The sequence below is a fragment of the Synechococcus sp. R5-12 genome (genome assembly GCF_047502655.1).
Lineage (GTDB): Bacteria > Cyanobacteriota > Cyanobacteriia > Thermostichales > Thermostichaceae > Thermostichus.
In genome coordinates, this window is the sequence record NZ_JANSIM010000200.1 from 1 (window position 1) to 11,949 (window position 11,949).

Annotated in this window: 7 protein-coding genes and 2 tRNA genes; 3 read left to right on the top strand and 6 right to left on the bottom strand. The window is 60.9% G+C overall.

All coding sequences use genetic code 11. The features are described from left to right. Window positions 1-50: 50 nt before the first annotated feature. Window positions 51-122, bottom strand: a tRNA-Thr gene (locus NW843_RS10605). An 8-nt stretch (window positions 123-130) separates the two neighbouring features. Next, a tRNA-Tyr gene (locus NW843_RS10610) sits at window positions 131-216 on the bottom strand. Window positions 217-437: 221 nt separating this feature from the next. Between NW843_RS10610 and lysA the strand changes: the two genes are divergently transcribed. From lysA to NW843_RS10625, 3 genes are all read left to right on the top strand, one after another. Next, the gene (gene lysA, locus NW843_RS10615) at window positions 438-1,817 is read left to right on the top strand and encodes a diaminopimelate decarboxylase (RefSeq protein WP_011433248.1); all 1,380 of its coding nucleotides are present in this window, start codon (window positions 438-440) and stop codon (window positions 1,815-1,817) included. A gap of 218 nt (window positions 1,818-2,035) precedes the next feature. After that, window positions 2,036-2,959: a diadenylate cyclase CdaA gene (gene cdaA / locus NW843_RS10620; protein WP_414343304.1), complete on the top strand. Its 924-nt coding sequence runs from the start codon at window positions 2,036-2,038 to the stop codon at window positions 2,957-2,959. Window positions 2,960-2,965: 6 nt separating this feature from the next. After that, window positions 2,966-3,712, top strand: a complete 747-nt coding sequence (locus NW843_RS10625; RefSeq protein ID WP_414522917.1) for an isoprenyl transferase — start codon at window positions 2,966-2,968, stop codon at window positions 3,710-3,712. A gap of 38 nt (window positions 3,713-3,750) precedes the next feature. On the opposite strand, the gene NW843_RS10630 is transcribed toward NW843_RS10625, so the two are convergent. The 4 genes from NW843_RS10630 to NW843_RS10645 all read right to left on the bottom strand — a co-directional run bounded on the left by NW843_RS10630 (window position 3,751) and on the right by NW843_RS10645 (window position 11,822). Beyond that, window positions 3,751-4,359: a CPP1-like family protein gene (locus NW843_RS10630; RefSeq protein WP_414522918.1), complete on the bottom strand. Its 609-nt coding sequence runs from the start codon at window positions 4,357-4,359 to the stop codon at window positions 3,751-3,753. A 59-nt stretch (window positions 4,360-4,418) separates the two neighbouring features. Next, window positions 4,419-5,624 carry a cysteine desulfurase family protein gene (locus NW843_RS10635; protein WP_414331900.1) on the bottom strand — a complete coding sequence of 402 codons (1,206 nt, stop codon included), beginning with the start codon at window positions 5,622-5,624 and terminating at the stop codon, window positions 4,419-4,421. A 120-nt stretch (window positions 5,625-5,744) separates the two neighbouring features. Beyond that, window positions 5,745-7,055, bottom strand: a complete 1,311-nt coding sequence (gene rodA, locus NW843_RS10640) for a rod shape-determining protein RodA (protein ID WP_414380968.1) — start codon at window positions 7,053-7,055, stop codon at window positions 5,745-5,747. 90 nt (window positions 7,056-7,145) lie between these two features. Next, a complete protein-coding gene (locus tag NW843_RS10645; RefSeq protein ID WP_414522919.1) occupies window positions 7,146-11,822 on the bottom strand; it encodes an NINE protein in 4,677 nt (1,558 codons plus the stop codon). Window positions 11,823-11,949: the final 127 nt, after the last annotated feature.

The following is an 11,949-nucleotide window of genomic DNA, read 5'->3' on the forward strand; positions in this document are numbered from 1 at the left end:
AGCCCGCCCTGTACTGCGAAGTAGTCAGGGTCGGGTAGTTTACAGCGCCAAGCCCACGACGAGGATCGAACTCGTGACCTCCCCCTTACCAAGGGGGTGCTCTACCACTGAGCCACGTGGGCAAAGCCGATGGTGGGCCGAGTTGGATTCGAACCAACGTAGGCGTAAGCCAGCGGATTTACAGTCCGCCCCCTTTAACCCCTCGGGCATCGACCCGTTGACACCGGTCTTTCATCATAGCAGAAGGTGTTGCGTAAGTCAGACACACTCCCACTGTGCCAATTGTCAGCCATCTCAAAACCGAGGAGTCAGAGTCGAAGCGGAACGAGGCAGCCCCAGAGCTGGGTATAAAGGGATCGGGTTAGGGCTGGGCACTTTTCAAGACAAACTGAATAAGGAACTTGATATCGTTTAAGACAGTTTTCTGACTCCTGACCATGATTTCGACCCTCGGCACTCCCACCCATCCAGAGCAGACCCTTTCCCCCAACCAGTCTTTGCGCCCCTTGACCAGCCGTATCAACAGCCGGGGGCACTTGGAAATTGGGGGGTGCGACGTGGTGGAGCTGGTGCGCCAGTTTGGATCCCCTCTCTACATCCTGGACGAATGGACGCTGCGCCGCGCCTGCCAGCTTTACCGTGACACCTGGGCCCGCTGCTACGCCGGGGGATCCCGGGTTTTGTACGCCACGAAAGCCTGGAATTGCCTGGCCATCTGTGCATTGGCGCTGCAAGAAGGGCTGGGGTTGGATGTGGCTTCTGGCGGGGAGCTGTACACGGCCCTGCAGGCGGGGGCCAAAGGTGAAGATCTCTATCTGCACGGCAACGCCAAGTCTCTCGACGAGCTGAACTTGGCCCTGGAGACGGGCTGTACTTTGGTGGTCGATAGCCTGTACGAACTGCAGCAGGTGTCGGCCCTGACCACGCCCGCACGGCCAGCGCGGCTGCTCCTGCGGGTTAACCCTGGTATTGACGTCCACACCCACGAGTACATCCGCACCGGACAAACCGACAGCAAATTCGGCATCGGCCAATGGCAACTGCCGGAGGTGTTTGACTTTTTGGCAGCCCATCCCCAACTGCAGTGCGTTGGGCTCCATGCCCACATTGGGTCACAGATTTTTGATCTACAGGGCCACCGCGACCTGGCGGGGGTGCTGGCCCAGATCTGGCGGCAAGGGCTGGGCAGAGGGTTGCCCCTACAAGAGCTGAATGTGGGTGGGGGCCTGGGGATCCGCTATATCGAATCCGATGATCCCCCCTCCATCCCGGAGTGGGTGGAAACTGTGGCAACGGCGGTGCAACAAGCCTTTGCCCAGTCCGGGATCCCTTTGCCCAAGGTGCTCTGCGAGCCTGGACGATCTGTGATTGGGCCGGCTGCCGTGACCGCCTACACCCTGGGAGGGCAAAAGCGGATCCCTCCCAGCGATGACCTGCCCCAGGGACGCACCTACATCACCATCGACGGTGGTATGTCCGACAACCCCCGCCCGATCACCTACCAAGCCCGCTATACCGCCCTTCTGGCCAACCGACCAGAGGCAGAGGCCACGCAGCGGGTAACGGTGGCCGGCAAGCACTGCGAGTCGGGGGATGTGCTGTTGAAGGATGTGCTTCTGCCCGCCCCAATGGCAGGAGAAGTGTTGGTGGTTTTGGCGACGGGGGCCTACAACTACAGCATGGCTTCCAATTACAATCGCTTCCCTCGGCCAGCCGCGGTGCTGGTCAACGAGGGAGAGGCCCAGTTGATTGTGCGGCGAGAAACTTATGCCGACTTAATCCGTCAAGATGTCTTGCCAGAGCGGTTGCTGCGTTGAAGGGGAAGTTTGCCCATACCCATCTGGTCAGTAGAGGCACAGCCTTTCCTGGCAGCGCCGACCGCAGCCAACGCACCTCATGCGAGAAAGACTGGAAGACAGCCAGGAGGTGAGTGGTAGGCTGGTCTGGGGGCCGCAGTCCAACAGGGGTTCTGAGGTGCAGAACGGCACCAGGCAGAAGGTCCGCAATGAGGGGAGCGTGAACGGGGTTTTTCGCCATGCTGGCGGCCTTATGGGCTTGGCTACAGCAGTTTAACTTTCTCAGCCTCTTGGACTGGGCTCTGGCTGTCTTTCTGTTGGCTTTGGCTCTCTACTACACCCGCGAAAGTCGTGCTGGGGTGCTGGTGAGGGGATTTATAGTGCTGCTGGTGCTGTACCTGGCCACAGCCTCTCTCCCCTTGGTTCACCTGATCTTGGATCGCCTGCTCCTGGGCGCAGCTGTAGCCATGGGCGTGCTCTTTCAACCGGAGTTTCGCCGGCTGCTGGAGCAATTGGCAAGAGCCATCCGCATGGAGTGGCCGAGCAACGCAGGCGATGACGAGGAGGATCCTGAGGAAGATTTGGTGGAAGAACTGGTGCAAGCAGTGCGAGAACTTTCCCAAAACCGCACAGGAGCGCTGATTGTGATCGAGCCGGAGCAACCAATTGACTCGCGGGTGTTTACCGACAAAGGAGTACCTCTCCAGGCGCGGGTGTCGCGGGAGATCTTGCAGACCATTTTCCAGACTTCAACTTTGTTGCATGATGGGGCTGTGGTCATCCATCGGAATCGCATTCGCGCAGCGGGGGTCATCCTGCCGGTTTCGGAGCGGGCCGCCTCTCGACAGCTGGGCACACGGCACCGCGCTGCGATGGGGATCACAGAGCAGACCAATTGCTTGTGTATTGTGGTCTCAGAAGAAACGGGATCCATTTCCCTGGCGGAGGGTGGGCGCATCGAGCGGCCTCTGACCAGTGCCAAGTTACACGAACTGCTGGTACAGCGGTTGCGCAATCCCCGCGATGCCAAAAAACGAGATGCTCCGCTAAAGGGATTGTGGGCCCACCCCTGGTTTCGCAATGGGCCGCTGCGCTGGTGGGGATCCCTTGTCGATCTGACTAAACTCTTTCGCAAACCTGAGAAAACCCTCCCCGAAGACTGAATCTCCATGACCCTTTCTCCTGCCCATCTTCTGCAGTTGCCTGCCGACCTAGATCCGCAGTTGTTGCCCCGCCATGTGGCGGTGGTGATGGATGGCAACGGGCGTTGGGCGCAAAAACGGGGCTTACCCCGCAGTGTTGGGCATCAGCGAGGGGCAGCGGCCCTGAAGGAGCTGCTGCGCTGTTGCAATGATTGGGGGATCCCAGCCCTTACCGCCTATGCCTTCTCCACCGAGAACTGGGGCCGGGCCCGCGAGGAGGTGGATTTTCTCATGACTTTGTTCGAGCAGGTGCTGTGGCAGGAATTGGGGGAAATGGTGCAGCAGGGGGTGCGCATCCAGTTTGCCGGCCAGTTGTCGGCTCTGCCCCACTCTCTGCAGGAAACCATCGTGCATGCGGTGGCCTGCACCCAGCACAACAAGGGCATTTGCCTGACGGTGGCCCTCAACTACGGGGGACGACAGGAGATCCTACAAGCCTGCCGCTCCATTGCCACCTTGGTGCAGCAGGGGCTGCTGCAGCCGGATCAGATTGACGAGGCCCTCTTTTCCCAATTTCTCTACACCACCGGCTTATCGGATCCTGATCTGCTGATCCGTACCAGCGGCGAGATGCGCATCAGCAACTTCCTGCTCTGGCAGATGGCCTACACCGAGCAGTATTTCACCCCCATCCTCTGGCCGGATTTCGACCGAGCCGCTTTTCACCAAGCCTTGCTTAGCTATCAGTCGCGGCAGCGGCGGTTTGGCAGGTGAGGATGATCCCTGGTTGGATATCCGTTGCCAACCGGCAGCTAGCGCAGAAAGCTGGTCACCAACCACATCACCGTAAACGTGATCCCCACCAACAGCGCACCAGGAGCATCGCCACCGGTGAGAGGAAGGGCAATGCCGTAGGCCAACATCAGCCCCAGGCTCAGGCCCGCCAGGGCCAAGAGAAAAGCGCGAATGAAGCGGTGCTCTTTGCGGTACAGGAAATAGATACAAGCCATCAGCCCCAAGGCCAGTTGCAGCGAGGGGTACTCATCGGGAGCCAGGATAACCCAACCCCCCAGCCCACCCAGCAGCGCCGCAGGCCAGAGGGCATCGGCGGTAGAGGGGGTATCCAACCAGCGGCTGACCCAGGGGGGATTTTGGGCAGCAGGGCGAGGCAAACTCAGCTCCGGCTCAGGATGGGCAGCCCGTTGTTCGGCGTAGCGAATGCGATCGGGAACGGCGATTTTGCCCTCTTTGCGCAGGCGCAGGCGCTGCATCAGGATGGCATCGTAGGCTTGCTCCACCCGCTCTTGCTGCTGTTCATCGGCGCCCAAGCTGGCCAGGAGCCGAGCCCGCGCCGATTGAATCTCTTCAAAAGAGGCTTCTTCGCTAATTCCCAACACCTGATACGGACTCATCTCAGCCATAGCGACCAGCCCTGTAACTCTTTATCACCTTAACCCAGCCTGCCCGACCTTCGATCCGGCTACGTGACGGGGATCGACAACGGGGATTGAGTTGCCGCATTCCCCAAGGCTACGGATTTGGAGATGGAGGCAAGCTCCGTTTGTAGACATCGGGCCACATACTCAACCGCAGCGTAGGTGGTGGCTTTGCCAAGGCTAAGGCGAATGGATCCCAGCGCCTCGGCTTCTGAGTGGCCCATGGCCAAGAGGATGCGGCTGGGGATCAGTTGGCCGCTGCTACAGGCGGAGCCGGCGCTAATGGCGATCCCCTGGCGGCTTAGGGCCCTGACCAGCACATTCCCCGGGATCCCTGCGGTGCAGTAGCTGAGGTGGTGGGGCAGACGCTGCTCCAAATCCACAGGGCCGGTCAGCCGCAAACCGGGCACCTCCGCTAGCAACTGGGCCAAATGCCGTTGCAATTGCCGCAGGCGGGCCGTTTCTTGAGATAGCTCTTGGGCCGCCAAAGCTGCCGCCACTCCCAAGCCGACAATGCCCGGGATCCCTTGGGTGCCAGCCCGCAGCCGCCGTTCTTGCCCACCCCCCCGCAGCAGCGGTCGCAGCTCCACCCCTGGGCGCACGTACAGCGCCCCCACCCCCTGGGGCCCGTAGAGTTTATGCCCGGAAAGGGAGAGCAGATCCACCGGCAGTTGCGCCAGATCCAGCGGGATCCGCCCCACCGTCTGCACAGCGTCGGTGTGGAAGAGCACCCCCGCCTGGCGACAGATCTGACCCAGCTCTGCAATGGGCTGCAGGGATCCCACCTCATTTTGGCCGTGGACGATGGAGACCAAAACGGTATTGGGTTGCAGCGCCTGGATCAAAGTCTGGGGATCCACCTGGCCGGCGGCGTTCACCAGCAGACGGGTGACCTGCCAGCCTTGGGACTGCAACTGGCGGGCAGCATTCTCCACCGAGGCGTGCTCGACGCTGGAGATGATGAGATGTTGGGGAGTAGAGTAGCGCTGGGCCACCCCAAACAGGGCCAGGTTGTTGGACTCCGTCCCGCCTGAGGTAAACAGCAGCGCCTCCGGCTCACAGTTAAGCAGCTCGGCCACCTGCTGCCGCGCCCGCTCCATGGCCATGGCGGCCCGTTCTCCCCACCCGTGCAAGCTGGAGGGGTTGCCCCAGCTTTCCTGCATCGCCATCTGCATGGCCTCGATCACCTCAGGCCGAGGCGGAGTGGTGGCGCTGTGGTCAAAGTAGAGGGCAGGATCCAAACGCAACATGCCAGCTCGACCAGCCGGGGCTCCGTGTTCCTATCTTAAGATCCTTGGCCAGTGTTGCCCAACGCTGGCAGCAGCTTCCCCTTGTTGAGGCCAAACCCGCTGGAGGCAAATTGAGCCTGCCTACTTGAAAAGACTAGTACGCTGGCGGTGCATCACCACCGATTCCACCAAGCCAATGGCCAGAAAATTGGTCAGTAGAGCCGAGCGGCCATAACTTAGAAAAGGCAAAGGCAAGCCGGTAATCGGGGCCAGGCCGATGGTCATGCTGATGTTCACCACCGCCTGAAAGAGGATCATCGCCAGCACCCCAATGGCAATCAGGGATCCAAAATTGTCCTTGGCCCCTTGGGCAATCCAGATCAGCCGCGCACACAGGATCCAGAACAGGATCAGCACCGTCAGGGTGCCGATAAAACCCATCTCTTCCCCAATGGCCGAGAAAATAAAATCCGTGTGCTGTTCGGGGATGAAGTCCAGCTGGGTTTGGGTGCCCTGCTGGATACCGCGGCCCCAGAGGCCGCCGGCTCCGATGGCAATGCGGGATTGAATGAGGTGATAGCCGGCTCCCCAGGGCTCTTGCATGGGATCGATAAAAATCTCCAGCCGCCGCCGCTGATAGGGCTTGAGAAGGTGCCAGGCTAGCTGACCCAACTGCCCCGAGAGCAGGTTGATTACCCCAAAAGTTACGGCCCCCGTCCACTGCCAGGGGAGACGCCAAGCAGCCAACCCCGCCATTCCCAGACACCAGAGCAGCCAAACCCAAAGCATCCAGCTCAGCTCTGGGCGAGTGTGTAAGCCATAGAGAATGGCTCCCACCCCCGGCGACAGGAGCAAGAGGATCCAACTGCCCTTGGCTCCGGCCCAGTAGAGCATGACCAGGACAATCACCACAAACACCAGGGCAGTGCCCAGGTTGGGCTGCAGGAAAATCAAGATCCAGGGAGGAGCAATGACGGCAACGGCCACCCAAATCTGGCTGAAGTACTTGATCGGCCAGTGGTGCAGGAGAGCGGCCAGGGTGATGATTACCCCCAGCTTGGCAAACTCAGAAGGCTGCACCTGAAAGCCGGCGATGGAGAGCCAGCGCTCCGCCCCTCCCCCCGCCGTGCCGAAAAAGAGCACTGCAATTAAACCTGCCAAGGTCAGGAAGTAGGTGAACCAGTGCCAGCGCAAAAGCCGCTCATACGGGATCCGGGCTACCATTCCCAAAAACACCAGGCTGATCCCGGCCATGATCAACTGCTGCAGCCAATAGTGGCTGATGGGACGCTCCCAGACTGCGCTGCGGATGGCAAGAATGCCGATGCCTGTCAAGGCCAGCACCGTGGCCAGCAACATGCCATCGAACTCGCGCCAAGGAGCCAAGATCTGCCGCAGAAGCTTTTTCCACCTAGGCTGAGAAGACACCTTTGGGTCAACGTTGCCCAGCAATAGACCCCATCCTCCAAAGCAAGGCCAGCACCAGTTTGACATGCCCCTTGGCCCACTGGCTCACTCTCGACCCCTCTCCCACGGGGGGAGCTATTCCCAGCTCTGCAGTTGCCCTAGCCAAGCGGAGAGGCGGGATCCCACCTCTTCTCGACGCCCTTCAAGATTGGCTGCCGTCCAAATCAGAAGCAGGCCCAGCAGGATCCCAGTGGCCCAGAGCAGCAGCGCATCAGTTGTTACCAACAGCCATCCCTGCCGCAGGATCCCCAGCCCAAAGGCCAGCGTGCCCACGAAGAGATAGGCTCTTACCCGCAAGGCCAAGCCCAGCAGACCCAAGGCCAAACCCAACCCTACCGGCCAAAAGCCCGTCCACCGTTGCCCGTGAGTTTCCACCAGCACCACCAGCAGCCATGTGCCCAAGGAAACCAGCCGCAGCCAATGCCGCCCCCGCCGTCCGTTGGTTTCCTGTAATCCCGGATCCACCTGGGCCACATAGAGCAGGGATCCCACCAAGGGTAGGGCGGAGAACGTGAGAGAAGACCAGTCCTGTTGCTGGATGTAATCCCAGAGGATCCAGTTGCTCAAAAACAAGCTGATGTAGCCCAGGCGCACTTGGGATCTCCAGATAGCCAGCAGGGCATAGTAGGTTGCCCCCAGCAGCAGATTAAGGGTGTTATTTCCTCCCGCGGTTACCAGAAAAGCGGCCAGGGGCAGCACCAGGGCCGTATTCTGCCAAGGAGCCGCCGGCCAGCCCCACCGTCGCCAGGGCAAGCCGTGGTAAACCAGCCCCAGCCCACAGAGCAGGGATCCGGCCCATCGCGCTATGGATAGCTGCGGCAGCCCCAGGAACACACCGCCCAGCAGAACCCCAGCTCCTTGCCATGCACTGAGGTAACCCCAGACCGTTGGCACCCAATTTTGCTCTGTTGGAGATTCTAGAGTTGAGGTTCTCGCCTGTCCGGCGGCATAGGCCACCAGGCCGGATCCCGTCAGCACCCAGAGGAGCTGTCCCCAACGGCTGAGGCGAGGATCGAAAAGGGCAGACCAGAGGACAAGGCTGGCCAGAGCCCAGTTGGCCAAGGCCATCCAGCGCAACCCAGCTCTTTTAAGCTGCAGGGTCGCCGCCAGCCAAGGGGGACAAAAGCCGTAGCCCCAGGCCAAGCTCAGCCCTAACAGAGCGATCAACACCAACCCATTTGCCAGGGATCCCCCAGTTCGCTGGCTGAGGAAGTAAACCCAGCTCTCGTAGGCGGCCACAGACACGCCCCAAGCGCCCAGGAGCCCTTTCCAGTTGGCAGGACGGAGGTCTTCCCGGCCTTGCTCTTGCGCCCGTTGGACCGCCTGTCGACGCCCCAGGCCCAGCAACACGATGGAGAGACCTAAGCTGCCCAAGCCCGTTACCTCACTCCACTGGGCATGGGATCCCAGCCAGCCCAACCCTGCATAGATCAAAGGCCCCGTCCGCCAGAAGCTCAGGGCCCTGACCTGTTGCAGGAGCTGCCCCCCCAAAGACTTTGTCCCGCCAGCGCGAGCGGCCCCCTCAAGCAAGAGTTTTTCCGGCCCAATCCAAAAGAGGATCCCCAGGCTCAGATTGATGACGGCAAGCAGAGGGGCAACAGGACGGGATCCCTGCACAGCCCACAAGAGGCTGCTGGCCACCAACAGCTCCAAAGCCCAGATCAGCCCATAGGACAGCCTCTCCATTACAGACCATGAGATGGCCGACGAAGCCTCCTGACCGCTGCCGCCAGTTGAGACATCCTCCGCCCTGGAAGGAGACGGGCTTTCGCTCTCCAAGCCAGCAGGATGGACACCGCCGTCGCGATAAAAAGCGGGAGCCACTTCCACCCAAAGCCGCAAAACAATGGCCACCAGGACAGTCCCAGAGGCCAGGGTCAGAGCCACTGGGGAATCCAGGTACTTTCCACCACCGATGCGACCTGCTTCTGGCTGCAATGTCTGCAACGTTAGGGAAAGTAAAAGTACGATCCCCAGCAGAAAGCCAAAGCCATCCAGCACCGGTCGGTAAGCTGCCCGAAGGCGGGGAGAGAGGTAGTGGAACGGAGTCCCTAGGCTGTAGCGACAGCCGCTAGTGCTCCGCACCGCTGTCGCGAACAACAGCAGCACCCCCAAGGCCGTCAGCCATTCTGACTCCGTTAAAGCGGGGAACAGCCGATGGATTCCCACCAGACCGAACCCCCAGCCAAACGTCACTGTCAACAGCACCTCTGCTGGAACAACTGCGTTGGCGGTGTGGAGCTCATGGTCGGCGGAGGGGAAAGAGGCCCACACCCACACCTGAGTGGCCATCAGCAGCAACCCCAAGCCCAGACCCAGAAACTCAACCCCCGGCCTTCCAAAGGTGAGTAACTGGGCCAGCAAAAGGGAGAGAACTGCCGGGAAACGCAAAGACCCGCGCTCCGGGATCCCCTGCTGCCAGGAAAGGGATCCCAATCCCCCTTGCTCTGGGCTCTGCAGCCAGCGGGGCATGAACTCCAGGGGGGGCAGGGCCAATACCTGAGCTGCCGTTAAAACAAGAGGCACCAGCAGCCACAGCCAGCCCATGGATTGTTCACCAGTCGCAGACGAATCAAGGAACCGTTGCAGCAAAAACGCCAAGTAGCTGGATCCCACCAACACCGACCCTATGCCATCTGCACTTCGCTGCCACAGCCCCACGGGCAATCCCCAAAAGCGCCCTGACCCACCCAGAGCCACCCGCCCTGCCCATTCCAATAGACCCACCAGCAGCAGAACCACTCCCCAACTGGACAGGCTAGTGCTCCGCACCGCTGGCGCGAACAAGTCGGGCAAAAGCCAGCGGATCCCGGCTAGCAGTGCCCCCACTCCGTAGGCGTGGGTCAGGAGTACCCAAAGAAAGTTGGGAGTTTCTCCTGATCTGGACTTTTGTTGTAGCCACCAGGCCAGGATCCCGGCGCTCAAAAGCAAGTGCCAAAAGCGAATGGCCGGATAGGGAAGGCTCAAGAGCAGCAGGGATCCCCCTAGCCCCAAAACCAAGCGCTCTGTTGGTTCTACCAGCCTAGAAAAGTCTGTCTCGCCGGCTTCTGGAGTGCTCCTCTGCCAGCGGGCCGCCAACCCCAACCACAGCACCTCGTAGGGCAGTAGCACCAACCCCAGCAATCCCCAGGAGGAATCAAGGGGCTGAAACCAGTTGATCACTGTAGCCACAACTGCTTGCCGCCAGCTTGGGGGCCACACCTGCCAAAAAGCCCAGCAAGTTTCCAGGCCCAGCAAGAATAGCAACGTCAAATGCACCCTAAGGACTTCGTCCCGCTGGGGCGACTGGGTGTGTCGGCGCAAGCGCCCGATTAAGACATGGATCCCCAGCAGGCTAATCCCCAGCAACTGCCAGCCGCTGAAACGGCTCTCCGCCAAGCCAATGGCGGCCAGCAGCCAGCCCACCACCAACAGCACCCAGCTTCCATCCCACCAGCGGGAGAGCATCCCCTCCTGAGCGCCTTCTGCTACGATGTGCGGGGATCCCTGGGGCCATTCCGCTGCCAGCCAACCCAACAGGGCCACCGCCAACCCCAACTGCGACACTTGGACATGCCCAGACAGCAGCCCCCGCAGGATCAACAGGGATCCGGCAGCCCCGATTAGCCAGAGCCTGGAGCCCCGTAATTCTAGAGACCGGCGGCTCCAGGTGTAAATCACGGTGCTGAGGATCCCCAGATACAGGATCCCCAGGGCAACCGTGGGGCGAAGCTCCTGCGGCCCCAGGCTCCAGAAAGCGTGCAAGCCGGAGAGGGACAAAAAGTTCACCAAGGTTCCGTAAAAGGCATTGGGCTCCACACCGCTGTCGCGAAAGCCGGCACCTGAACCCAGCGAGCGCACCCGACCCTCAGCCGTCAACGGGATCCCCAGCAGCAAGCCCAGCGCCAGGATACGGATCCCCCAAGGGATCCCCAGCCCATCCAGCGCCCACACGTTCACCGGCACCAGCAGCAAGGCAATGGCCTCGAGAGTCTGGCCGGTTAGACGCAGCCCTTCCTGCCGCTGAGCCCACCCAGCGCCCACCCCAAAAGCCGCCGTGTAGGCCAAGAGCACCCCATACTGGGCAGTTGGGGAAAATTGCTCCCAGCGGCTGGCCGCCAGCACCCCGGAGGACACCACCACCAAAAACAGGCCCAGCAGCAACAGCCAAGTCACGCTTAGCTCGGACAGCAAGTTCCGCAGCAAAACAGCCAGTGCCGGGGGAGAGGGGGACAAGGACTCCGTCCGAGTAGCGCGATAGTGCTCCGCACCGCTGGCGCGAACAGGTTGAGGGGCAGCTTGGGGCTCTTCTCCCGCCTCAACTCCAGATCCAGCCAGGCGAGCATTTCTTTCCCGCACCATCCCCGGGATCCAAATCAAATCCAGGAGCTGACCGATCCCCAGCAGCCCAAGAGTAAGCAGCCAGAGCAGCCCCGTGCCCCAGCGGCGCAGATAAAAACGGTGCAAGCCACAAATGCCAAGTAAACCTAAAAGCCACAGCACGTAGGCCGAGCCAAGACGAGCCGGGATCTCGTCGCTGGGGGAAACTGCCGCTGACCTTGGTTCCTCCCCCTCTAGCCGATACTGCTCCACCAGCAAGCGAAAGTGCTCTGGAGTCAGCAAGCTCAGCTCCAGCCAGGCCCGCAAACCCTGCAAGACTTGCTGCCGGGATCCCCGAACGGTGAGCTCCAAAAGGACTTGCTCCGAGGAGGGCGAGCGGTCAGATTGCAGCTCCTCTGCTCCTGGAGGCAAGAGGCGATCCTGGGATCCCATGGCCAGATTCCTTGAGCAAAAGGCTTGGGGCTACTGCTACTCTAAGCCTTGCTCTAGCTGGTTGCCATGCCGTTCTCAAATCCTTCTGATACATTTACGCTGAACACTGCTGAACATCACTGTTCAA

Coding starts and splice junctions, on each gene's coding strand:
- lysA (WP_011433248.1), top strand. CDS start 438: ATGATTTCGACCCTCGGCACTCCCACCCATCCAGAGCAGACCCTTTCC.
- NW843_RS10635 (WP_414331900.1), bottom strand. CDS start 5,624: ATGTTGCGTTTGGATCCTGCCCTCTACTTTGACCACAGCGCCACCACT.
- cdaA (WP_414343304.1), top strand. CDS start 2,036: ATGCTGGCGGCCTTATGGGCTTGGCTACAGCAGTTTAACTTTCTCAGC.
- NW843_RS10630 (WP_414522918.1), bottom strand. CDS start 4,359: ATGGCTGAGATGAGTCCGTATCAGGTGTTGGGAATTAGCGAAGAAGCC.
- NW843_RS10625 (WP_414522917.1), top strand. CDS start 2,966: ATGACCCTTTCTCCTGCCCATCTTCTGCAGTTGCCTGCCGACCTAGAT.
- NW843_RS10645 (WP_414522919.1), bottom strand. CDS start 11,822: ATGGGATCCCAGGATCGCCTCTTGCCTCCAGGAGCAGAGGAGCTGCAA.